Here is a 24,435-nt window from a genome sequence, read left to right as displayed (position 1 = left end):
TGAATCCATCCGCTCAGTTTAGTACTTCTTGACTTCGGACGCCGTGTTCGAACCGATGCAAGGCGCTCAACCACTCGGTTGTGATTGCCGAACATCATTTAAGGAGGTTGACCGTGAGTCTCAATCTGAATGACAAAAAGGCCGTCGTCGCCGAAGTTTCCGCACAAGTAGCAAATGCGCAAACGATCGTCGTGGCCGAATATCGTGGCATCCAGGTTGGTCACTTGACGCAACTGCGTGCTAAAGCGCGTGCCCAAGGCGTGTACCTGCGTGTGTTGAAAAACACTCTGGCTCGTCGCTCCGTTGAAGGTACCGCATTCGCCAGCCTGGCAGATGCCATGACCGGCCCGTTGATCTACTCGATCTCGGCCGATGCCGTTGCAGCAGCTAAAGTCATCGCTGACTTCGCTAAAACCAACGACAAACTGGTCATCAAAGCAGGTAACTACGCAGGCAAGCCGCTGGATACAGCTGCTGTCACCGCGTTGGCGAGCATTCCTAGCCGTGAAGTCCTCATTTCGCAGTTGTTGGGCGTTATGCTGGCTCCGGTTTCGGGCTTTGCACGTGGTCTGGCTGCCCTGGCAGCGAAAAAAGGCGAAGGCGCCGAAGCTCCTGCAGAAGCAGCAGCAGAAGAAGCCCCAGCAGCCGCTTAATTGCGCGCGCTTTTTTCTCTCAGTACCAATCTGATGTAACTAACGTAATAAATTTAGGAGTTTCAAAATGGCAATTAGCAAAGACGATATCCTGGAAGCAGTTAGCGCCATGTCCGTAATGGACCTGAACGACCTGGTTAAAGCATTCGAAGAAAAATTCGGCGTGTCCGCAGCAGCGATGGCTTCGGCCGGTCCTGCAGCAGGCCCAGCAGCAGCTGCTGAAGAGCAAACCGAGTTCAACGTTGTTCTGGACACCTTCGGCGCAAACAAAGTTGGCGTCATTAAAGCAGTTCGCGAAATCACCGGCCTGGGCTTGAAAGAAGCTAAAGACCTGGTCGATGGCGCACCAAAAACTGTGAAAGAAGCAGTGTCGAAAGCTGATGCTGAAGCAGCAGTTAAGAAACTGGTAGAAGCCGGCGCAACCGCTTCGATGAAGTAATATCTGTACCGGCGTCAGTTAGCGCCCGAGTCAAAGTCTGAGGTTTCCCCTCGCAAGGGGGGAAATCCGACTTTGGCTCCTTTGTCGTCTGTATCGTATTTGTAGCAGCAGTTTTGTTCGATTCAAGCCGGAAAGCAGAGCCTTGAGGTTTCGTCTGTGTCACACGCAGCGGTGCAAACGAACACTTGCAAAACCTGAATTTTCTATCCTTTCTGTCACTCACGGAGTGTCCATGCACTACTCATTTACTGAGAAGAAACGCATTCGCAAATCATTCGCGAAGCGCGCCAACGTTCACCACGTTCCGTTCCTGCTGGCGACCCAGCTCGAGTCTTATCATAGTTTCTTGCAAGAGGACATAGCACCGTCCGGCCGCAAGAATGATGGCCTGCAGTCGGCTTTCACTTCGATTTTCCCTATCGTTTCGCACAATGGTTTTGCGCGTCTCGAATTCTTGTCGTACGTTCTGGGCGATCCTGCCTTTGACGTCAAAGAATGTCAACAACGTGGCCTGACGTTCGCGTCGCCGCTGCGCGCGAAAGTGCGCCTGGTGATCCTGGACAAGGAATCGCCAACCAAGCCTGTCGTCAAGGAAATGAAAGAACAGGAAGTCTACATGGGCGAATTGCCGCTCATGACGACCACCGGTTCGTTCGTCATCAACGGCACGGAGCGGGTTATCGTTTCCCAGCTGCACCGTTCGCCTGGCGTGTTCTTCGAGCACGACCGCGGCAAGACCCACTCGTCGGGCAAGCTGCTGTTCTCCGCGCGTATCATTCCTTACCGCGGTTCGTGGCTGGACTTCGAGTTCGACCCGAAAGACATCCTGTTCTTCCGCGTCGACCGCCGCCGCAAGATGCCAGTGACGATCCTGCTCAAAGCCATCGGCATGTCGCACGAGCAAATCCTGGCGAATTTCTTTGTCTTCGACAATTTCAACCTGCGCTCCGAAGGCGCGGAAATGGAATTCGTCTCCGAACGTCTGCGCGGCGAAGTGGCGCGCTTTGACATCGTCGACAAGTCGGGCAAGACCCTGGTGCTGAAAGACAAACGTATCAACGCGAAACACGTGCGTGATATCGAAGCTGCCGGCATCAAGCACATTTCCGTACCGGAAGACTACCTGCTGGGCCGCGTATTGGCGAAGAATATCGTCGATGGCGACACCGGCGAAGTCGTCGCGTCCGCGAACGATGAGCTGACGGAAGACTTGCTGGGTCGCTTGCGCGATGCCAACATTTCCGAAATCCAGACCTTGTACACCAACGACCTGGATCAGGGCGCCTACATCTCGCAAACCCTGCGTATCGACGACACCGCCGACCAGATGGCTGCGAAAGTGGCGATCTACCGCATGATGCGTCCAGGCGAACCGCCAACGGAAGATTCCGTTGAAGCGCTGTTCAATGGCCTGTTCTACAACTCGGACCGCTACGACCTGTCGGCCGTGGGCCGCATGAAGTTCAACCGCCGCATTGGCCGCGATGAACTGACCGGCGCCATGACCCTGTCGAACGAAGACGTGCTGGCCGTGATCAAGATCCTGGTGGAACTGCGCAATGGCCGCGGCGAAGTCGACGATATCGATCACCTGGGTAACCGCCGCGTACGTTGCGTGGGCGAACTGGCCGAGAATCAATTCCGCGCCGGCCTGGTGCGTGTTGAACGCGCCGTCAAGGAACGCCTCGGCCAAGCCGAAGCGGACAACCTGATGCCGCACGACCTGATCAACTCGAAGCCGATTTCGGCCGCGATTCGCGAGTTCTTCGGTTCGTCCCAGCTGTCGCAGTTCATGGACCAAACCAATCCTCTGTCGGAAATTACCCACAAGCGCCGCGTATCGGCTCTGGGACCCGGCGGTCTGACACGCGAACGCGCCGGCTTTGAAGTGCGCGACGTGCATCCGACCCACTACGGCCGCGTCTGCCCGATCGAGACACCGGAAGGTCCGAACATTGGTCTGATCAACTCGCTGGCTCTGTATGCCCGCCTGAATGAATACGGCTTCCTGGAAACCCCGTACCGCAAGGTCGAAGGTTCCAAGATTACCGATCAGATCGACTACCTGTCCGCCATCGAAGAAGGCCGCTACATCATCGCTCAGGCGAATGCGACCATCAACGACGAAGGCATGCTGTCCGATGAACTGGTCTCGGCCCGTGAAGCCGGCGAAACCATTCTGGTCTCTCCAGAGCGCATCCAGTACATGGACGTGGCTCCAGGCCAGATCGTTTCCGTCGCTGCCTCGCTGATTCCGTTCCTCGAACACGATGATGCGAACCGTGCATTGATGGGCGCCAACATGCAACGCCAGGCTGTGCCTTGCTTGCGTCCGGAAAAAGCGCTGGTCGGTACCGGTATCGAACGCACCGTTGCGGTCGACTCGGGCACCACCGTGCAAGCGCTGCGTGGCGGTATCGTCGATTACATCGATGCGGGCCGTGTCGTGATTCGCGTGAACGATGACGAAGCAACCGCTGGTGAAGTGGGCGTCGACATCTACAACCTGATCAAGTACACCCGTTCGAACCAGAACACCAACATCAACCAGCGTCCTATCGTGCAGGTGGGCGATCGTGTTGCCAAGCGCGACGTGATCGCCGACGGCGCATCGACCGACCTGGGTGAATTGGCGCTGGGCCAGAACATGACCGTGGCCTTCATGCCATGGAATGGTCTGAACTTCGAAGATTCGATCCTGATCTCGGAAAACGTCGTCAAGGACGACCGCTACACCTCGATTCACATCGAAGAGTTGTCGGTGGTGGCGCGTGACACGAAACTGGGCGCGGAAGAAATTACACGCGACATCTCGAACCTGGCTGAAAACCAGCTGGCTCGTCTGGATGAGTCCGGTATCGTCTACATCGGTGCGGAAGTGCAAGCCGGCGACACCCTGGTCGGTAAGGTAACGCCTAAAGGCGAAACCCAGCTGACCCCGGAAGAGAAGCTGCTGCGCGCGATTTTCGGCGAAAAAGCGTCGGACGTGAAAGATACCTCGCTGCGCGTGCCTTCGGGCATGATCGGTACCGTGATCGACGTGCAAGTCTTCACCCGTGAAGGCATCGTGCGCGACAAGCGTGCCCAGCAAATTATCGATGACGAACTGAAACGTTTCCGTCTGGACTTGAACGACCAGATGCGTATCGTTGAAGGCGATGCCTTCCAGCGTCTGGAAAAAATGCTGATCGGCAAAGTCGTCAACGGTGGCCCTAAAAAGCTGGCCAAAGGCGCCAAGATCACCAAGGAATACCTGGCCGATCTGGACAAATACCACTGGTTCGACATCCGCCCTGCGGACGACGATGCAGCGGTAGCGCTGGAAGCGATCAAGGAATCGATCAACGAGAAGCGTCACCAGTTCGATCTGGCCTTCGAAGAGAAGCGCAAGAAACTGACGCAAGGCGATGAGCTGCAACCAGGCGTGCAAAAAATGGTCAAGGTGTACCTGGCCGTGAAACGCCGCCTGCAGTCGGGCGACAAGATGGCAGGTCGCCACGGTAACAAGGGTGTGGTTTCCCGTATTGTTCCTGTGGAAGATATGCCATACATGGCCGACGGCACGCCAGCCGACGTTGTGCTGAACCCGCTGGGCGTTCCTTCGCGGATGAACGTTGGTCAGATTCTCGAGACTCACTTGGGCTGGGCTGCCAAGGGTCTGGGTATCCGCATCGGCGAAATGCTGAAGGCGCAAACCAAGGTCGAGCAAGTGCGCAAGTACCTGACGACGATCTACAACGACAACGGCCGCGCGGAAGAGTTGAATGACTTCGACGACGAAGAGATCATGAAGCTGGCGGAAAACCTGAAAAAAGGTGTTCCATTCGCCACGCCAGTGTTCGACGGCGCCAATGAAGAAGAGATCCGCCGCATGCTGGACCTGGCGTATCCGGACGACATCGCCAAGAACCTGGGCATGACCGCTTCGAAAAACCAGGTGACCATGTATGACGGTCGCACCGGTGAAGCGTTCGAGCGCAAGGTTACTGTCGGCGTCATGCACATGCTGAAACTGCATCACTTGGTTGATGACAAGATGCATGCGCGTTCGACCGGTCCTTACTCGCTGGTGACGCAACAGCCACTGGGCGGTAAAGCCCAGTTCGGTGGTCAGCGTTTCGGTGAGATGGAAGTCTGGGCACTGGAAGCGTATGGCGCGTCGTATGTCTTGCAAGAGATGTTGACCGTCAAGTCCGATGACGTGAATGGCCGTACCAAAGTGTACGAGAACCTCGTCAAGGGCGACCACGTGATCGACGCCGGCATGCCGGAATCGTTCAACGTGCTGGTCAAGGAAATCCGTTCGCTGGGTATCGATATCGACCTCGAACGCAACTAAAAGACAGCCACCTGTCATTTGGTTTGGGAAACACAAAGCCCGGCTGGGAAACCACGCCGGGCAATGTAGTCTCAGGAATATAGAAATTTAATCACCTCTGGAGTGATACATGAAAGCACTGCTCGATCTATTCAAGCAAGTACAGACCAACGAGACCTTCGATGCAATCAAGATCGGTCTCGCTTCGCCTGAGAAAATCCGTTCGTGGTCCTACGGCGAAGTCAAGAAGCCGGAAACCATCAACTACCGTACCTTCAAGCCTGAGCGCGACGGCCTGTTCTGCGCCAAGATCTTTGGCCCGATCAAGGATTACGAATGCCTGTGCGGCAAGTACAAGCGCCTGAAACACCGCGGCGTGATCTGCGAAAAGTGCGGCGTCGAAGTCACCCTGGCCAAGGTGCGCCGCGAGCGCATGGGCCACATCGAGCTGGCCTCGCCTACCGCGCACATCTGGTTCCTGAAGTCGCTGCCGTCGCGTCTGGGCATGGTCCTGGACATGACCCTGCGGGACATCGAACGCGTGCTGTACTTTGAAGCATACGTCGTGACCGATCCAGGCATGACCCCGCTGAAGAAGTGCCAGATCATGTCGGAAGACGACTACGCCGCCAAGTACGAAGAGTACGGCGACGACTTCACCGCCTTCATGGGCGCCGAAGGTATCCGTGAACTGCTGCGCTCGATCGACATCCACCGCGATGCCGAAACCCTGCGCGTGGAACTGAAGGAATCGAAATCCGAAGCCAAGATCAAGAAATACGCGAAGCGCCTGAAAGTGCTGGAAGCGTTCCAACGTTCGGGCATCAAGCCTGACTGGATGATCATGGAAGTGCTGCCAGTGCTGCCGCCGGAACTGCGTCCGCTGGTACCGCTGGATGGCGGCCGTTTCGCGACCTCGGATCTGAACGATCTGTATCGCCGCGTCATCAACCGTAACAACCGTCTGAAACGCCTGATGGAGCTGCGTGCTCCAGAGATCATCACGCGCAACGAAAAGCGCATGCTGCAAGAAGCGGTCGATTCGCTGCTGGACAACGGCCGTCGCGGCAAAGCGATGACCGGCGCCAACAAGCGTCCGCTGAAATCGCTGGCAGAGATGATCAAGGGTAAGGGCGGCCGTTTCCGTCAAAACTTGCTGGGCAAACGCGTCGATTACTCCGGTCGTTCGGTCATCGTCGTGGGCCCGCAATTGAAACTGCATCAGTGCGGCTTGCCGAAACTGATGGCGCTGGAACTGTTCAAGCCATTCATTTTCAATAAACTGGAACTGATGGGTCTGGCGACCACGATCAAGGCAGCGAAAAAGCTGGTCGAGATTCAAGAGCCGGTCGTGTGGGACATCCTGGAAGACGTGATCCGTGAACATCCGATCATGTTGAACCGTGCACCTACCTTGCACCGTCTGGGCATCCAGGCGTTCGAGCCAGTCCTGATTGAAGGCAAGGCCATCCAGCTGCACCCGCTCGTCTGCGCCGCATTCAACGCCGACTTTGACGGTGACCAAATGGCGGTCCACGTTCCTCTGTCGATCGAAGCGCAGATGGAAGCACGCACTTTGATGCTGGCATCGAACAACATCCTGTTCCCATCGAACGGCGAACCATCGATCGTTCCTTCCCAGGATATCGTGTTGGGTCTGTACTACGCGACCCGCGAAGCGATCAATGCGAAGAACGAAGGGATGATGTTCCCTGACGTATCGGAAGTGATCCGCGCCTACGACAACAAGGAAGTCGAACTGACGACCCGCGTTACCGTGCGTATTACCGAATACCCGAAAAACGCCGAAACGGGCGAATTCGAGAAAACGGTTACCCGCTACGAAACGACGATCGGCCGTGCGATCCTGTCGGAAATTCTGCCTAAAGGCCTGCCGTTCTCCGTCCTGAACCGCGCGCTGAAAAAGAAAGAAATTTCCAAGCTGATCAACACGTCGTTCCGCAAGTGCGGCCTGCGCGCCACCGTGGTGTTCGCAGACAAACTGATGCAATCGGGTTTCCGTCTGGCGACACGCGCCGGCATCTCGATCTGCGTCGACGACATGCTGGTACCGCCTCAAAAAGTTACCCTGATCGCGACGGCCGAATCGGAAGTCAAGCAGATCGAACAGCAGTACGCCTCGGGTCTCGTGACCGCCGGCGAGCGTTACAACAAGGTAGTCGATATCTGGGGCAAAACCTCGGATGAAGTCGGCAAGGCCATGATGGACCAGCTCAAAGTCGAAGACGTGATCCGCCGCGACGGCACCAAGTCGACGCAAGAATCGTTCAACGCCATTTACATGATGGCCGACTCCGGCGCGCGCGGTTCCGCAGCCCAGATTCGTCAGTTGGCCGGTATGCGTGGTCTGATGGCCAAACCGGATGGCTCGATTATCGAAACGCCGATTACCGCGAACTTCCGCGAAGGTCTGAACGTTTTGCAGTACTTCATTTCGACCCACGGTGCGCGTAAAGGTCTGGCCGATACGGCGCTGAAAACGGCTAACTCCGGTTACCTGACGCGTCGTCTGGTTGACGTGACGCAAGATCTGGTGGTGATCGAGGACGATTGCGGCACCATGAACGGCGCCGTCATGAAGGCACTGGTCGAAGGTGGTGAAGTCATCGAACCGTTGCGTGACCGTATCCTCGGCCGCGTGGTGGTGCATGACGTCGTCAATCCTGAAACCCAGGAAACGCTGTACGAAGCCGGCACCTTGATGGACGAAGACATGGTCGAAGAGATCGAGCGTCTGTCCATCGATGAAGTCAAGGTTCGCACGCCACTGACTTGCGACACGCGCTTCGGCCTGTGCGCCAAGTGCTATGGCCGCGACCTGGGCCGCGGCATGCTGGTCAACGCCGGCGAAGCCGTCGGTGTGGTGGCAGCGCAATCGATTGGTGAGCCTGGTACCCAGCTGACCATGCGTACGTTCCACATTGGTGGTGCGGCATCGCGTGCAGCAGTGGCATCGTCGGTGGAGGCCAAGTCGAACGGTACCATCCGCTTCACGGCAACCATGCGTTACGTGACGAACGGCAAGGGCGCGCAAATCGTCATTTCCCGTTCCGGCGAAGTGCTGATCACCGATGACCATGGCCGTGAGCGTGAGCGTCATAAAGTACCGTACGGTGCGACCCTGATCGTCAAGGACGGCATGGTCATCAAGGCCGGTACTGCCCTGGCAACGTGGGATCCGCTGACCCGTCCGATCATTACCGAATACGCCGGTCAAGTGCGTTTCGAGAACGTCGAAGAAGGCGTCACCGTAGCCCGTCAGGTCGACGAAGTGACCGGTCTGTCCACCCTGGTGGCGATCGATGCGAAACGTCGCGGTTCGCTGACGAAAACGCTGCGTCCGCAAGTCAAGCTGATCAACGACGCGAACGAAGAAGTCAAGATCGCCGGCACCGAACACTCGGTGGCGATCGGCTTCCAAGTCGGCGCGCTGATCATGGTCAAGGACGGTCAACAGGTATCGGTTGGTGAAGTGCTGGCACGTATTCCTACCGAATCGCAAAAAACGCGCGATATTACCGGTGGTCTGCCACGCGTTGCGGAACTGTTCGAAGCGCGCTCGCCGAAAGATGCCGGTATGCTGGCGGAAGTCACGGGTACGGTTGCGTTCGGTAAAGAAACCAAGGGCAAGCAGCGTCTGGAAATCACGGACATGGACGGCAACAAGCATGAGTTCTTGATCACCAAGGACAAACAAGTGCTGGTGCATGACGGCCAAGTCGTGAACAAGGGCGAGATGATCGTGGACGGCCCGGCCGATCCGCAAGACATCCTGCGCCTGCTGGGTATCGAAGCGCTGGCACGTTACATCGTTGACGAAGTGCAAGACGTGTACCGTCTGCAAGGCGTGAAGATCAATGACAAGCACATCGAAGTGATCGTGCGTCAGATGCTGCGCCGTGTTCAGATCGTCAATGCCGGCGACACCAACTACATCGTTGGCGAGCAGGTAGAGCGTTCGGAACTGCTGGACGAGAACGATCGCATGGCTGTTGAGAACAAGATTCCAGCGACCTACGAAAACGTTTTGTTGGGTATTACCAAGGCATCGCTGTCGACCGATTCGTTCATCTCGGCCGCATCGTTCCAGGAAACCACCCGCGTGCTGACCGAAGCGGCGATCATGGGCAAGCGCGATGGTCTGCGCGGCCTGAAAGAGAACGTCATCGTCGGCCGTCTGATTCCTGGCGGTACGGGCCTGGCCTTCCACCGCGCACGCAAAGAGAAAGAAGCGTGGGAAGTGGAAGAGCGTCAAGCGCTGCTGCTGGCCGAGAAAGCCTCGATGGCTGGCGAAGCTGCCGAAGCGCTGCAGGATATCGAAACCCAGCAACACCACGGCGACGAAGCGTAATCTGCGCTGCTAGCTGACAAGAACGGCACCTTCGGGTGCCGTTTTTTTTCGTCTTGAGATAAGTCAATCAGACCGCGTGGTCCGCATAGCCGTCGGGCCGGATCAGCAGGCTTTTGATGCCAGCCAGTGGCTGGCAGCCGGGTTTGATGGTCAGCGAAGTGAGCCAGGCCGCATCGAAACGGTACGGTTGTACTGCGTGCGCGGCATTGCCAACGACCAGCCGCAGCCATTTTCCCGCGTGCAACAGTTCATGGATGCCCACGGCCGTGCCGTCGTCCAGGCGCAGCAGCCAGTCGGGCACGCGCCGGCCGATCCAGTCTGCGCTGCCGGCGCTCGCGTCAGAGCTCAGCGAGATGGGATAGCGCACGCCAAAGCCGGACAACTCGCTGGCCAGCGCGCGGTTGACGTCCGGTTGCGCCAGCATGTCGCTGATGGTGGCGCGCAGGGCCAGGGTGCGCGCGTCAAAACGCGTCAGCATGGCCGTTTGCGCGAGAGTATTGTGCTGCAACGACACGCCAACGGGATGGCGCTCCGCATGGTAGCTGTCGAGCAGGCTGTCCGGCGCATAGCCCTTGAGCACGCCGGCCAGCTTCCAGCCCAGGTTCATGGCGTCCTGCATCCCCACGTTCATGCCCTGGCCGCCTGCCGGCATGTGGATGTGGGCGGCATCGCCGGCCAGGAAGACGCGTCCCTGGCGATAGCCTCGGGCCAACCGTGTTTCGTCGTTGAAGCGCGACAGCCAGCTGGCGTCATGCAGGCCGAAATCGTAGTCCGCGATGGCCGTGCTGGCCTGCGACAACTCCTCCAGGGTGGCCGCTTCCGCCGCCGCAACCTGGGGGCGGCGCGCATTCAGGGTGATGACGCGGTAGCGGCCTTGCCCCAGCGGCACGATCATCAGGCTACCCGCTGCGTTCGTCAGGGACAGCATCGGTGACGCGGGCGGATGGCGCAGCCGCACATCTCCCATGAGCATGCTGCACGTGGCCGCCACGCCGTCGAAGGCGATGCCCGCCTGCTGGCGCACGAGGCTGCGAGCGCCATCGGTGCCGATCAGGTAACGGGCACGCAGGCAGAATGGGGCGCCATCGTGCGTGCCGGCGACCGTGACGCCATCGTCATCCTGCTGTGTCTGTTCCACGAGCGCGCCGCGAACAATTGCCACGCCGTCTCCCAGCAATTGCTCTTCCAGCAGGCGTTCCGTCGTATTTTGCGGCAGGAACAAGGTATAGGGATGGGGCGTGTCGAAGCCGGAAAAGTCGAGCCGGGTATCGAGGCCCGCATAGTGGCCGCTGGACAAGGATGTACCCAGCGCAACAAAGCGCTGGTCCAGGCCCCGCAAGCCCAGCATTTCCAGGGTGCGGCCATGGATGGTCAGCGCACGCGAATGCGCGCCGCGTTGCGGCCGCCGTTCCAGGATGGCCACGCGGATGCCGGCCAGACGCAATTCGCAGGCCAGGGTCAGGCCGACGGGGCCGGCTCCGACGATGATGACTTCGATATCGCTATTGTGCATGTCGCTCTCAATCTAACGTTGTTAGTCTGTGCAAAATGGTAAACTAACGACGTTAGAGTTTCAAGGGAAATGACAGGAAAATGAAAATTCAACGCGAAGCCGTGGTGGCCAGGGCGCTCGAGCTGCTGGACGAAGTGGGCATCGAAGGCTTGACCATGCGCCGCCTGGCCGACGCGATGGGCATCAAGGCCGCTTCGCTGTACTGGCATTTTGCGAACAAGCAGGCTTTGCTTGATGGCATGGCCGACGTGCTGATCGAAGACGTGGCAAGGAACGTCGATGCGGATGCGGGCTGGGAAGCGCAGTTGCGCCAGGTGGCGGCGCAAATGCGCGCGGCGTTATCGGCCCGCCGCGATGGCGTGCGCGTCTTTGGCGGTACCTATGTGATATCGGAAAACGTGTTTCGCGTCGCCGAAGCGTTAATCGGTCCGATGCGTGCAGCCGGGGCATCGGAGAAACTGGCCAGCTGGAGCGCATTTACGCTGCTCTATTATGTGCTCGGTTTTGTCATGGAGGCGCAAGGCACGGGACCGGGAAGCGCCGCGATGCATGCATTATCGAACCGGCGTGCCGCTTTCGCCGCCATGGCGGCCGACCATTATCCGCACGTGCTCGCATCCATGGATGCCATCTTTAATGCGGAAATCGACGACCGTTTTAATGCGGGGCTCGATTTGATTGTGATCGGCTTGCGGGAAAAAATTAAAACGAATCAAGGTATATATAATTAATCTGTCCGGCATCCATATATTTTGATGATCGGGCATATTCAATCACCTTCTTTTTTATCGCGCATTTTGATGTTGCGTTGTTCGCTTTGTAGTAAGCACTCACATTGATTTCCCTCCTCGGCGCCGTTACGGGACGTGCCGTGGCGTGTCCGGCGATACCGAGTGCCGTCAGCACGGCCGCCACTGGTCGCGGCCGGCACACGTGTTGCGCAAATGTCCGGGCATGGCGGGCCACGCCAATTATCAGTTTATTCATGCTAAGATTTGGCGCATGATTGCCCAAGCCCTGTTTACTCCCGCCCAGCAGAAACTGCTGGGATTGCTGTTTGTCCGCGTGAATGAAGGCTTTCACTTGAACGAGATCATGCGCCTGACCGGCCTTGGCAGCGCGTCGGCGCAACGGGAACTGCGCCGCTTGCATGAGTCCGGCCTGATCACGTCGGAGCGGATCGGCAATGTGCGGCGCTTCTGGCCCAACAAGGAAAGCCTCGTGTATCCGGAATTGAGCGGACTGGTGCAGAAAACTTTCGGCATCGTTGGCGTCCTCAGCATGACTCTGTCGCCCTTGCGTGCCCAGTTGCACCTGGCATTCGTGTCGGGTGCCACGGCGAAGGGACAGGACATGCCTGGCAGCGCCATCGATTTGCTGCTGGTGGGCGAAGAAGCCAATTATGGCGATCTGTTGACGGGATTGGCGCCGGCCGAGCGAACCTTGAGGCGTAAAATCAATCCCAACTTATATACGCTGGCCGATTATCGCCGGCGTCTGCGTGAAGGCCAGCCATTTCTGCTGCAGGTATTACAGCAGCCGAAGTTGTTTGTCATCGGCGATGAATCGCAATTGCATGCGCTGGCATTGCCAGATTCTTCCATGCAGGCGAATGACACGCCATCTGTATTCTAAAGGCCGGGCCTGGCATTCAATTTCTGACATATGAAATTTTGGGCTGGAAAAATATCTGAGGCGGATTGATCGTATGATGAATAAACTACAGGCTTTCGGTTTAATTGTTTCCCAGGCAGTACGGGGAGAATTAACTTTTCCCACGAGTGTTAATTCCGCATTGCAATTGCAATTGGCCCTGGCTGAACCGGACTGTCATATCGACCATGCGATCAAGCTGGTTCTGGGCGAACCCTTGCTGGCGGCGCGCACGGTCGCGCTGGCCAACTCGGCCGTGTACAGCCGCGGCGATGCGGCGCCCGTGACCAGCGTGCGCGCCGCCGTGATGCGCATGGGGTACCGCAATCTGTACGCGCTGGTGGCGGCCATGGTGGTGCGCCAGTTCGGCAGCAAGATCATCGACCCCGTCCTGCGCCAGAAGGCGACCCAGCTGTGGGAGCACACGGCCCACGTGGCGGCGCTGGCGCACGTGCTGGCCCGCCGCGTGACGCACGTCGATGCCGACACGGCGCTGTTCGCCGGTATCGTGCATGAGGTGGGCGGCTTCTATTTGCTGTCGCGTGCCGATGAGTTCCCCGGCTTGCTCGACGATGATACGGATCACTGGATGGAGTCCGCCGAAGAGATCATTTCCCGCGAAGTCATGAAGAAGCTGCTGATCCCGCTGGCCGTGAGCGAAGCCATCGAAGGCTTGCGCGATGGCTTGCTGTCCATCCCGCCCGACTCCCTGCTCGATACTTTGTTGTTGGCCAAGCAACTGTCGCCCGTGCCGTCGCCCTTGCAGCTGACGTACGTGGAAATGCTCACGCCGTCCGATTCCGTCATCGATTTCATTATCGACAACGAGACCCTGCAAAGCATCCTGGCCGAATCGGCCGAGGAAGTGCACTCGATGAGCGCCGCGCTGCTGGTGTAGCTGGAAACGCCCGCGGCAAAAAAAAACGGCAGCGCCATCGAGGTGCTGCCGTTTTGTTTTCAGGCGCCGCCGCTTACTTCTGCTGCGCGATCCAACGGTCGACCTTGGCTTCCAGCAGCTTCAGGGGCAGGGTGCCGTCGCCGAGTACCACTTCGTGGAACTTCGGCAGGCTGAACTTGTCGCCCAGCGCCTGCTGCGCGCGCTGGCGCAGTTCGACGATTTTCAGCGAACCGATCTTGTAGCCCAGCGCCTGGCCCGGCCACGCCATGTAGCGTTCCGTTTCGCTTTTCGCCACGGCGTCATAGCCGAGGGTGTCGCGCATGTACTTGATCGTCTGCTCGCGCGTCCAGCCCTTGGTGTGCAAGCCCGTGTCGACCACCAGGCGCACGGCGCGCAGCATTTCGTCGTTCAAGTGGCCGAAATACTGGGCCGGATCGTCGAACAGGCCCATTTCCTTGCCCAGGGTTTCCGCATACAGAGCCCAGCCTTCCGTGAAGGCATTGTTGCCGCCGAAACGGCGGAAGTTCGGCAAGTCCATCTCTTGCACCAGCGCCAGGTGGAAATGGTGGCCGGGCTTGCCTTCGTGCAGGAACAGCGTGGTCATGCCTGTGTCGCCATACAGTTTCGGATCCGTGACGACGGACCAGAACACGCCCGGGCGCGAACCGTCGGCGGCCGGCGCCGTGTAGTGGTCGGCGGCCGTGTCGCGGCTCAGTTCAGGTTCCAGGCGCAAGTCCAGCGGCGCCTTCGGCACCAGGGTGAACAGGGCTGGCAATTTACTGTCCAGCAGCACGTTCAGCTTGCGGTAGACGTCGAGCACTTCCTGCTCCGTCTTGAACGGGCGGTATTTCGCCTGTTCCGACACCCACACGGGCAAGCCGGCCGCCGGGCCGTTGTAGCCCATCTTCGGGCCCACGATCGCGTACTGTTCCTGGATGCGCGCCACTTCCTTCAAGCCGATGGCGTGGATTTGCTCCGGTTTCAAATCCGTGGTGGTGCTGCTGGCCACGCGTGCCTGGTACCAGCTGGCGCCATCGGGCAGGGCGCTCCAGCCGCTGCTCGTGCGGCCGGCCGGCAGGTAATCGCGTTCCATGAAGGTGGACAGACGCTGCAGCGCAGGCATCAGCTTGGCCTCGATGATGACGGTGTAGGTTTGCGTCAGGCGCGCCTTGTCCGCGTCGGAAAAGCTGGCCGGCAAGTTCTTGATGGGCGTGTAATAGACGCTGTCCTGCGGCGTGGCGCTGACGAGTTTCTTGAATTGCGGCAAGGCCGATTCCGTCAGCGCCTTCGGCAGCACGATGCCTTTTTGCATGCCGACTTTCATATTGGCGATGGCCTGGTCTATCCAGCCCGGCAATTGGCCAATACGGCTCAGGTAAGCGTCATACTCCTTGACCGTGGTCAAAGGCTGCGATGCCTCTCCGCCCGCATAATTGGCCAGAGTGACGGGCATGCTGTCCATCTGGTTCAGGGGCAACAGGTATTCGGGGAAGCGCTCGAAGCTCAGCGCCGTGGCCAGTTCATAGTCGAGGATATCGTAATTGATCTGGTCCTGGTGCGACAGCTGCGCGCGGGCAATGCTGCGCAGGGTCTTCTGGTACTGGCGGTACAGGGCGAATTGTTTTGCGCGCGCGGCGGGCACGATGGCTGAACCGATCTGGTCGTCAAAACGGTTGTCGCCGCTCTCGGTGGCATTGATCGGCTCGAAACGGGCCAGCGCATCGTAGTATTGGTCGGCCAGCACTTGCAGCTGCTGCTTCGCTTTGGGCGCGCTGACGGCCACGGTTTTGGCTGCGGGCTGGGCCGCTTGCGCCATGGGCGCATGGGCGAGCAACAGGGAGATGGCCAGGGTGCCGAGGGTGCCGGCGGCAAAACGATGCTTCATGCGCGAGATCCTTTGTAAGGAGGGAATGAACGGAGGCTTACAACGCCTAATAAAACCGTAGCGAGCGGAAGGAAGTTGTGGTCGAGAAGCGCAACTGTACGAAGGTACAGTGAGCATCGCAGACCGCAAATTACGACGCGCAGTAGGTTTTGATAGGCGTTCTTGGCGGGGTCGGGGTGGCCGTTCAAGATGGAACAGCCGGGGCGTAAGCATACGCCATTGCCCAGTGCGTTTGGATAAATTGTGCGGGAGAAATGTTGCTATTTGTCCGCTGGCGCGACCAGGGCTTTCATCGCCTGCCAGCGCTGGCTGGTCAAGGGGGCGCAGGCAGGGCAGGGCGTGGCGGCGATCAGGCTGCGGATCTGCTGTGCGCGCGCCGCCGTTTGCGGGTGTGAGGAAATCCATCCCGGTACGCTGGCCTTGTCCTTGTCGTCGAGCTTCTGGAAAAAGCGCAGCATACCGTCCGGGCGGATTCGCGCGCGCTGCAAGGCCAGCAAACCCAGGCGGTCCGCCTCTTCCTCCATGTCGCGGCTGAAATACAGGGTGCCGGCCTGGTGCGCCAGCATGGCGGCCACGGCGCTGATGTCGCCGATGGTTACGGCCACCAGGGCGCCCCAGCCCAGGCTGCTGATCATTTGCCGCAGCGAATGGCGCTGCTCCACGTGCTGCACTTCATGCGCCAGCACGCCGGCCAGCTCGCCCGGATCCCCCGCCTGGCGCAGCAAGCCCGTATGCACAACGATGATGCCGCCCGGCATGGCAAACGCGTTGACCGTGTCGTCCTGCTTGACGAGCCAGCGGTACTGGTAGCGCGAACCGGTCGTCAGCTGGCGGCCGATTTCCTGCACTGTTTGCTGTGCCACGCCGCTCTCGCTGATGCCGCCTTGCGCGCGTACTTGCGCCAGGGCCAATTCGCCCAGCTGCTTTTCCGTCGACAGGGGAATCAGCCCCGCCAGCGCGCCGACGGCATGGCCGCCTTGCCACCACAGCAGGGCCGTGGCGACGACGGTGGCGCCCGTCAAACCGAGCAGCCAGCCCGATACCTGCCGCTGGTTGCGCTGGCGCTCGCCCCACAAACGCTGCAGTTGCGGCTGCAGCGCCGCCGGCGCTTCGCGCAAGACGATGGCGATGTCCTGCGCGCCGAGCGGCTTCAGCGACGCTTGCCGTCCTTGTTCGTCGAGCCAGTTCAGGAACAGTTCCGGTCCGTCGACGCCGCCCACGCTGACGACCACTTGCGCGATATCCATGCTGAGCCCTGGCGCGTCGATGGCCAGCTGGGTGCCAAAGAAATGTGCGCTGACGGGCGTGCCAGCCGGGCCGCCATCGGGACCGGTCAGCAGTGCCTGGAATGGCGTCATGCGGCGGCCTCGGCAAAGCGACTTTCGTACAGGGCCGCCATCAGGTCGGACTGGCTGATGATGCCGGCCAGGCGTTCATCCTCGTCGAGGATGGGAATATGGTGGTAGCCGGCGTCGGCCATCAGGGGCACGAGGTCGATGATGGGCGTGCCCAGGCGGGCCGTGTGCGGTGACGGCGTCATCAGCTGGCCCACCACTTCCGGCTTGTCGCCGTGGGACAGGCCGCTGCGCTGCAGCAAGCCGCGCAGGCGCTGGCGCATGCCTTGATAATCGTCGAGGCCGCCATGGCGCAGGAAATCCGTCTGCGTGATGATGCCGATGACGCGGCGCGCCCGGTTCAGCACGGGCAGGGCGCCCACCTGGTGCTCGCGCATGGTACGCCAGGCAACATCGAGCGGCGTGCCGAATTCCACGCTGAGCACATCCTTCGACATGATGTCGGCGCAGGTGACGACGCCGAAACGGCGCTGGTAGGCGCGCATTTCCGTTTGCAGGAAGATGGCTTGCAAATCGTCGCGGCTGATGTCGAGCACTTCGCTGTGCTGGCGCAAGACGGCATCGAGGTCGTCCGGCGAAAAGCCCAGGCGGTTGCTGGGCACGTCATCCCTGGTGGCGTGCGGATGCGGTGCTACCAGTTGCTGGATGTGCGGGTAACGACGCCCCGTCAGGTTGTTGTACAGCACGGCGCAAGCGACCAGCACGGCGGAATTGAACAGCACGGTGATGAAGACGAACTCAAAGCCGGCCGCATGCACGCTGGCGCCGCCGACCACGGTGGTGAGCGCCACGGCCCCGCCCGGCGGATGCAAACAGCGCAGGGCAAACATGGCGCCGATGGCCAGGCAGGCGGCCAGCGCCGCCACGCCCACGCTCGATCCCAGCCACTTCACGCAAGCCATGCCCACCAGGCCGGAGACGACATTGCCGCCCACCACGGACCACGGTTGCGCCAGCGGGCTGGCCGGCAGGCAGAACAGCAGAACGGCCGAGGCGCCCATGGGCGCGATCAGGTAGACACTGGCGCTGTCGGGGGCCAGCAGGAAATGGCAGATGAGTCCAGTGAGCAACAGACCGCAGATGGCGCCCGCGCAGGCGCGCAATTGTTCGCGGCGGCTGCCGTTGTTTGGTTGCGGCAGCCAGCGTGCCAGGAAAGAAGTCGTCATGGTGAGGGCGCGTTCGGGCCGCGTTGCTCTGTGTGAGCCCGATATTATCCCATGCGTTCCATTTCGCTGCCTGCGGGGATTAATCCCCGGCGCAGACGGCGTGCAGGCCGTGCCGCGCCAGCAAGTTTCTGGCCGCCGCGATGGCGTCCGGCTCCCGCTTGCTGCTGGCGCAGGCATGGATGTCATTGAGGACCGTCGCCGCATCTTTGACCGTGACGGCGGCCATCAGCTCGGCCAGGTTGCGGTCGGAAAAGTGTTCATGCAGCAGGGCCAGCACTGCGAAATATGCCGTGTCTGGCATGCCGCTGGGATAGGCGCTGTGCAGCATGCGCGCGGCGCCGGATAGCGTTGGGGGCAGGCTGTCTGGCATGTTCAAGCGGCTTATCCTTGGCGTGCTTATACGTTTTTCGCATAAGCACAGTGCAATTAAATGGTGGATATTTCCTACAGGTACGCATATTCTAGACAATCACGCCCGCTGGCAGCTGTTCAGCTGGCTTCACGATCTCTCTCAGGAGTCCCGCATGCGCGTTTCCCGTTTCGTTTCCCTTTTCTTTGCCAGCCTGCTGCTTGCCGGCACCGCCGTTGCCGCCGCCCCCACACCGGCCAACCCTGTCGCCACGCCGCATTTGCCGTACAACGCGGCGGCCGACGCCAAGGCCGACGTGGCCCGCGCGCTGGCCGAGGCCAAGGCGGCGCACGTGCCTGTCCTGCTGATCTTTGGCGCCAACTGGTGCGAGGATTGCCGCGCGCTCGATAAGGCCTTGAAGGAAGGCAAGAATGCCGAACTGATGCAACAGCAGTTCAAGGTCGTCAAGGTCGACGTGGGTAACTTCGACCATAACCTTGATGTGGCGCAAGCCTATGGCAATCCGCTCAAGAAAGGCATTCCCGCTGCCGTGCTCGTATCGAGCGACAACAACCAAGTGCTGTACGCCACCAAGGGCGGCGAACTGGCGAATGCGCGCCGCATGAGCGAGAGCGGCATTTATGATTTCTTCAAGCAAGCGGCGAGCGTGAAAGCGCCGGCGATTTAAGCGTTTTTCAGCACCCTTAAAATTCTTCCCACGCATCGCTGGCCGGCACTGTCGGGCGCGCTGCGGGTGCCGCTGCCTTGGCCAGTGCCGGACGGGCCGGCTTGGGCAGCGCCGGCTTGCCGGCCGGCTGCTGCGCGGCATGCCCGGTTTCTTCCAGCTTGAACACGCTGACCACCTGCGCCAGCCGCCCGGCCTGATCCTGCAGGGACTGGGCCGCCGCCGCCGCTTCTTCCACCAGGGCCGCATTTTGCTGGGTGGCGTCATCCATCTGCGTGACCGTGGCATTGACTTGCGCGATGCCCTGGCTTTGCTCCTGGCTGGCCGAAGCGATTTCTCCCATCAGGTCGGCGACTCTTTGCACGGAGACGACGATGTCCTGCATGGTGGCGCCGGCCGAGTCGACCAGCTTGCTGCCCGCGTCCACCTTGCTGCCCGAGTCGACAATCAAGTCCTTGATTTCCTTCGCCGCCTGGCTTGACCTCTGCGCCAGATTGCGCACTTCCGTTGCCACCACGGCAAAGCCGCGTCCCTGTTCGCCCGCGCGCGCCGCCTCGACTGCCGCATTCAGCGCGAGGATATTGGTTTGGAAGGCAATGCCGTCGATCACGCCGATAATATCTGCTATCTTGCGTGAACTCTCCGTAATCGCACCCATCGTTTGCACGACTTGTCCGACTACTTCGCCGCCCTTGACGGCGTGGCTTGAAGCCGACACCACCAACTGGTTCGCCTGACGCGCGTTATCCGCGTTCTGTTTCACGGTCGATGTCAGTTCTTCCATGGCCGCCGCCGTCTCTTCCAGGCTTGACGCCTGGGCTTCCGTACGCGCCGACAGGTCCAGGTTGCCCGACGCGATCTGGCTCGATGCGCTGGCAATCGCCCCGGTACTGTCGCGAACTTCGCGTATCGTCACGTTCAGCGACGCGACGAAGCGGTTGAAGGCGGCGGCCAGGGCGCCGACCTCGTCTTCGGATTCGACGGGCATGCGGCGGCTCAAGTCGCCGTTCCCGCTGGCGATTTCGCTGAGCATGTCGGCCGCGCGCGCGACGGGGGCGGCGATGGCGCGGCTGATGACATAAATGATGAGCAGGGCGATGCCGCCGCCCACCAGGCCGGCGATCAGCGCGGCGATCAGGGCCGAACGCGTGACATTGCCCAGCACTTCCGCTTCCGGCACTTCGGCCATCACATACAGATTCAATTCCGGCACGAAGGAGGCGGCGACGAACTGGCGTCCCGCCGGCGCGTCGTAGATGGCGTACGCGTACTTGTTGCCCGTCAGCAGGCTCTTGCTCAGGGTGTCGCTAAAGCCGGGCAAATCCTTGAGCAGATGCTTGCCGTCGGCCAGGGCCGTGTCGCGGTGCACCAGCAGCACGCCGTTGGCGCGCGCCAGGTAGACATGGCCCGTCTGGCCGATCTTGTAGCTGCGGATGGTGTCGGCCAGTGCATTGATGGACAGGCCCAGGCCGGCCGCGATCTGCTTGCCGCCCGCCGTCTGGCCGCGCGCATTCAGGTATAGCATCAGGTCGCTGGAGTTTTCCGCTTTGTCGATGTCGAGCGTATAGGCCTTGTCGCCGGCCAGCAAGCCATAAAACCATTGGTCGGCCGCCTGGTTCTTGTCCAAGGTGCGCAGCAAGCCTTCCGTGGTGAAATACTTGCCCGTGCTGGCCGACGCCCAGTTGATCGAGACGGCCTTGTTCTTTTCCTTGACCACGGTGGCGTAGCGCTGGAAGGTGGCGATACCGCTGTCGGGCAAGCCGGCGTCTTCCCAGTCTTGCAGGTAGACATCGTTGGCCATGGTCTGCACCACGGACAGGGGCTGGCTGATCTGGCGCAGCACATCGTTGCGGATCTCGCCCACCTGCGCCGGCAATTCCTGGCCGACGACGCGTTCGCGCACGTAATCGCTGCTCATGCGCACGCTGAGGAAGGACGAGATCGCCATGAAGAGCAGCAGGCACAAGCCCATGCTGAACAGGAGTTTTTTCTGGATGGAGAGACGGCGGAGCAGTGACATGGAAGACCTTGAATGATGGCCTGCACAATCGGCAGAAAAGCGGGCAGGCAAGCCTGCAGTATACCGGCCGGGCCGTGCGTTTCACGGCACCATTGCTGCTTTCAGGCTATTTATGTTGCAATGCAGCAACGCAAAAAGCAGGCAATCATGCCGATTTTTCATGCTTGTTCGCCATGCGGGGAAAATGGGTCAGGCAGGCAAGCCGTGGGCGATCAATTCCAGCGGCAATTCCGTGCTGCACTTGATTTGTTCCATGGAGAAGGCAGACGACACGCCCGTCAGCTGCACCGCCTTGATGAGCTTTTTATAGAAGGTGTCGTAGCCCTTGATGTCGGTGGTAACGACTTTCAGCAGGTAGTCGATATCGCCGCTCATGCGGTGAAATTCCTGCACCTCGGGCAAGACGATGACGGCGGCGGCGAAACGGCGCAGCCATTTTTCATCGTGCTGGCCAGTGCGCACGCTGACGAAGACGGTCACGGGCAAACCCACTTTTTGCCGGTTGACGATGGCCACGCGGCTCTCGATATAGCCCTCTTCCTCCAGGCGCTTGACCCGCTTCCAGCACGGCGTGCTCGACAAGCCGATCTTCTCGCTGAGGGCGGCGATCGACAAGGTGCCATCCTGCTGCAGGGCGGCCAGGATGGCGCAGTCGAATTTGTCGAGCGGGCTGTTTAGTGAATTCATTTTATTATTCCTGTTTTTATAGCATGAACATGCTGCATAGTACCGTGTTTGCAGTGTCTTTTGGTATATCTTCACGGGCGGGTGCCGGTAGACTGTTCATACGTTCCAGCCGCCAGCGCTGCCCCTTTATTTATAGAATCCCCAGACTGCCATCATGAAAGAAATCTACCTCGACAGCAATGCCACCACCTGCGTGCTGCCCGCCGCCGTTGCCGCCGCCCGGCAAGCGATGGAGCAGGGCTATGGCAATCCCAGCAGCACCCACGCGACGGGATTGCAGGCCAAGGCCATGATGGATGGCGTGCGCCAGCGCGCCAGCGGCCTGCTGGGCGTGGGCGACGGCCGGTTGATGTTCAACAGCGGCGCCACCGAAGGCATCCAGACGGCCGTGCTGTCGGCCCTGTGCGCGCTGCGCGAACGGCGCGACGCAGGCAAGCGCATCGGCAGCCTGCTGCTGTATGGCGCGACCGAGCACAAGGCCGTGCCGGAAAGCCTGGCGCACTGGAACCGGCTCCTGGGCCTGAACCTGGAAGTGCGCAAGCTGCCTGTCGATGCGCAGGGGCGCCACGATCTGCAGGCGCTCGATGCGCTGATCGGCGACGCGGCCATGCTGTGCACGATGGCGGCGAATAATGAAACGGGCGTCGTCAGCGACTTGTCCGCTATCGCCCAACTGCTGCAGGAACGGGGCGCCGATGCCTACTGGATGGTCGATTGCGTGCAGGCGCTGGGCAAGCTGAAGCTGAACCTGGCCGCCACGCGCATCGATTACGCGCCGTTTTCCGGCCACAAGCTATATGCGCCCAAGGGCATCGGCATGTTGTATGTGCGCGCCGGCGCGCCGTTCACCCCTCTGATGATGGGCGGCGGCCAGGAAGCGGGCCTGCGCTCGGGCACGGAAAACATGGCGGGCATCGCCGCGCTGGGCGCCGTGCTGGCCGCGCTCGACGATGGCAAGACCTTCCGCAGCCACGCCGACCTGGCTGCCTTCCGCGAGCAGCTGGTGGCCAGCCTGGAACGCGCTTTCCCCGGCATCGTGTTCAATATGCCGTTCGACTTGTCGCTGCCGACGACGCTCAATTTTTCCGTGCCCGGCTTGTCCTCGAAAGAGCTGCTGGACCTGTTCGACGCGGCGCGCGTGCGCGTCAGCTCGGGCAGCGCCTGTTCCGCCGCCAAGGCGCTCCCCAGCTATGTGCTGGAAGCGATGCGCGTGCCGCAATGGCGTGCCAGCTCGGCCATCCGTTTGTCGTTTGGCCCCCTGATCGACGCGGCGACGGTGACGGCCGCCTGCGCGCGCATCGAGCGTTGCGGCGAAGCGCTGCGCAGCAGCTGTTTGCTGCCATCGGCGCTGGCGCCATCGCCGCAGGACGGCATAATCCAGTTGAGCGTCAATGGCCAGTGCACCTGGCTGTTCAGCGACGCTGCCAGCGCCAGTTGCGTCGTCATCGATCCCGTCGCCGCCCTGGTGCCGCGCCTGGCCGCCTTCATCCGCTGCCAGCATCTGGCCTTGCGCGCCATCGTGCACACGGCCGCCCCGGCCGACCATGGCGTGGCGCGCCTGGCCTTGCTGCAGGAACTCGCCATCGAACAGGTGGGCCGCATCGATATCGACGGTGAGCTGGCACTGGGCCAGCAGCGCCTGCGACGCGTCGAGTGTGGCGAAAACCATGTATATCTGCTGGAGCAGCGCTTTGCCTTCATCGGTGCCCTGGCGCCCGAGGCGCTGACGCCCTTGCTGGATGCGGCGCTGGTGACGCAAGACACCGTGCTGTGCGCGTCAAGCGATGATGGCGGCATTTGCGGTACCGTGCGCACCGTACGGGACGGTATCGTGCCGAGCGCCGACCTGCAGCTCGATGCGGCCGCTTTGCCCGCCTTCCTGCGCCAGCATCCCGAGGCCATCCTCGTCGACGTGCGCGAAGCGTATGAACACGCGGCGTGCGCCGGCACGGTATTCGAGGGTTGCGCCGTGCACAGCGTACCGCTGAGCCGCCTGGCGGGACAGGTGGCTGAATGGTTGCAGCAGCCGCAGCGCCCGCTGGTCTTTTTCTGCCGCAGCGGTAACCGCAGCGCGCGCGCCGCCGCCTGTCTGCGCCGCCTCGGTCACGGCGCGGCATGGCAGCTCAACGGCGGCATGGCGATGGCGGAGGCGACGCGTCACCCGCTGGCCATCGCTGCCTGAGCGGCTTGAACTTTCTTCCGTGAAATATTGCACCGTGCCATCATTGGCACGGTGCCGCTACTCCTTTCCCTCTATTCATTTCCTCCAGGAATCTTTCTCCCGTTTCACTCGCTGATTTCTTTGCCGGCACGCCCCTAAAGCGCCGGGTATGTACGCTAGCGCACGGTCTTGCGCGCAGGGCGCCCCTACGATGAAGTTCAGAAAATCTCCCTACACCCTGAGATTCGTCGCAACGCTCCGGCGCTTCGCTTTCCGTCTTC

16 protein-coding genes are annotated in these 24,435 nt (G+C 60.6%); 9 read left to right on the top strand and 7 right to left on the bottom strand.

The window, feature by feature from the left end:
• The first annotated feature begins 113 nt into the window (after window positions 1–113).
• The 4 genes from rplJ to rpoC all read left to right on the top strand — a co-directional run bounded on the left by rplJ (window position 114) and on the right by rpoC (window position 9,782).
• Window positions 114–653 carry a 50S ribosomal protein L10 gene (gene rplJ, locus O0881_RS18045; protein ID WP_034753621.1) on the top strand — a complete coding sequence of 180 codons (540 nt, stop codon included), beginning with the start codon at window positions 114–116 and terminating at the stop codon, window positions 651–653.
• A gap of 67 nt (window positions 654–720) precedes the next feature.
• The gene (rplL, locus tag O0881_RS18040) at window positions 721–1,092 is read left to right on the top strand and encodes a 50S ribosomal protein L7/L12 (RefSeq protein WP_070223390.1); all 372 of its coding nucleotides are present in this window, start codon (window positions 721–723) and stop codon (window positions 1,090–1,092) included.
• A 232-nt stretch (window positions 1,093–1,324) separates the two neighbouring features.
• Window positions 1,325–5,431 (top strand): DNA-directed RNA polymerase subunit beta, encoded by a 4,107-nt coding sequence (gene rpoB, locus O0881_RS18035; protein ID WP_077398780.1) that lies wholly within the window; start codon window positions 1,325–1,327, stop codon window positions 5,429–5,431.
• A 109-nt stretch (window positions 5,432–5,540) separates the two neighbouring features.
• Entirely contained in the window at window positions 5,541–9,782 is a 4,242-nt protein-coding gene (gene rpoC, locus O0881_RS18030) for a DNA-directed RNA polymerase subunit beta' (RefSeq protein WP_034753138.1), read from the top strand.
• Window positions 9,783–9,849: 67 nt separating this feature from the next.
• Here rpoC and O0881_RS18025 read toward each other — a convergent pair whose 3' ends face one another.
• Window positions 9,850–11,295 (bottom strand): FAD-dependent oxidoreductase, encoded by a 1,446-nt coding sequence (locus O0881_RS18025; protein WP_289912422.1) that lies wholly within the window; start codon window positions 11,293–11,295, stop codon window positions 9,850–9,852.
• An 80-nt stretch (window positions 11,296–11,375) separates the two neighbouring features.
• Between O0881_RS18025 and O0881_RS18020 the strand changes: the two genes are divergently transcribed.
• From O0881_RS18020 to O0881_RS18010, 3 genes are all read left to right on the top strand, one after another.
• On the top strand, window positions 11,376–12,026 hold the full coding sequence (locus tag O0881_RS18020) for a TetR/AcrR family transcriptional regulator C-terminal domain-containing protein (protein WP_289912421.1): 651 nt from the start codon (window positions 11,376–11,378) through the stop codon (window positions 12,024–12,026).
• Window positions 12,027–12,249: 223 nt separating this feature from the next.
• The gene (locus tag O0881_RS18015; protein ID WP_289912420.1) at window positions 12,250–12,930 is read left to right on the top strand and encodes an ArsR family transcriptional regulator; all 681 of its coding nucleotides are present in this window, start codon (window positions 12,250–12,252) and stop codon (window positions 12,928–12,930) included.
• Between the two features lie 76 nt (window positions 12,931–13,006).
• Window positions 13,007–13,846, top strand: coding sequence for an HDOD domain-containing protein (locus O0881_RS18010; RefSeq protein WP_099668278.1), 840 nt, complete (start codon window positions 13,007–13,009; stop codon window positions 13,844–13,846).
• A 73-nt stretch (window positions 13,847–13,919) separates the two neighbouring features.
• Here O0881_RS18010 and O0881_RS18005 read toward each other — a convergent pair whose 3' ends face one another.
• The 4 genes from O0881_RS18005 to O0881_RS17990 all read right to left on the bottom strand — a co-directional run bounded on the left by O0881_RS18005 (window position 13,920) and on the right by O0881_RS17990 (window position 18,622).
• A complete protein-coding gene (locus tag O0881_RS18005) occupies window positions 13,920–15,731 on the bottom strand; it encodes a DUF885 domain-containing protein (RefSeq protein ID WP_289912419.1) in 1,812 nt (603 codons plus the stop codon).
• A gap of 260 nt (window positions 15,732–15,991) precedes the next feature.
• The gene (locus O0881_RS18000; protein ID WP_289912418.1) at window positions 15,992–17,089 is read right to left on the bottom strand and encodes a M48 family metallopeptidase; all 1,098 of its coding nucleotides are present in this window, start codon (window positions 17,087–17,089) and stop codon (window positions 15,992–15,994) included.
• Window positions 17,086–18,252 carry an HPP family protein gene (locus O0881_RS17995; protein WP_099665761.1) on the bottom strand — a complete coding sequence of 389 codons (1,167 nt, stop codon included), beginning with the start codon at window positions 18,250–18,252 and terminating at the stop codon, window positions 17,086–17,088. The genes O0881_RS18000 and O0881_RS17995 overlap by 4 nt, the downstream gene beginning before the upstream one ends.
• A gap of 79 nt (window positions 18,253–18,331) precedes the next feature.
• A complete protein-coding gene (locus tag O0881_RS17990; protein ID WP_289912651.1) occupies window positions 18,332–18,622 on the bottom strand; it encodes a DUF3349 domain-containing protein in 291 nt (96 codons plus the stop codon).
• Window positions 18,623–18,776: 154 nt separating this feature from the next.
• Between O0881_RS17990 and O0881_RS17985 the strand changes: the two genes are divergently transcribed.
• Window positions 18,777–19,289, top strand: a complete 513-nt coding sequence (locus tag O0881_RS17985) for a thioredoxin family protein (protein ID WP_289905824.1) — start codon at window positions 18,777–18,779, stop codon at window positions 19,287–19,289.
• Between the two features lie 16 nt (window positions 19,290–19,305).
• Here O0881_RS17985 and O0881_RS17980 read toward each other — a convergent pair whose 3' ends face one another.
• Window positions 19,306–21,306, bottom strand: coding sequence for a methyl-accepting chemotaxis protein (locus O0881_RS17980; RefSeq protein ID WP_289912417.1), 2,001 nt, complete (start codon window positions 21,304–21,306; stop codon window positions 19,306–19,308).
• A gap of 189 nt (window positions 21,307–21,495) precedes the next feature.
• Entirely contained in the window at window positions 21,496–21,993 is a 498-nt protein-coding gene (locus O0881_RS17975; protein ID WP_289912416.1) for an Lrp/AsnC family transcriptional regulator, read from the bottom strand.
• A gap of 154 nt (window positions 21,994–22,147) precedes the next feature.
• Between O0881_RS17975 and O0881_RS17970 the strand changes: the two genes are divergently transcribed.
• Window positions 22,148–24,175, top strand: a complete 2,028-nt coding sequence (locus O0881_RS17970) for an aminotransferase class V-fold PLP-dependent enzyme (RefSeq protein WP_289912415.1) — start codon at window positions 22,148–22,150, stop codon at window positions 24,173–24,175.
• Window positions 24,176–24,435: the final 260 nt, after the last annotated feature.

Source organism: Janthinobacterium sp. SUN100, assembly GCF_030397705.1.
Classification (GTDB): domain Bacteria; phylum Pseudomonadota; class Gammaproteobacteria; order Burkholderiales; family Burkholderiaceae_D; genus Janthinobacterium; species Janthinobacterium kumbetense.
Note: the sequence above shows the minus strand (reverse complement) of the source record. Positions and strands in the feature narration are given on the sequence as shown.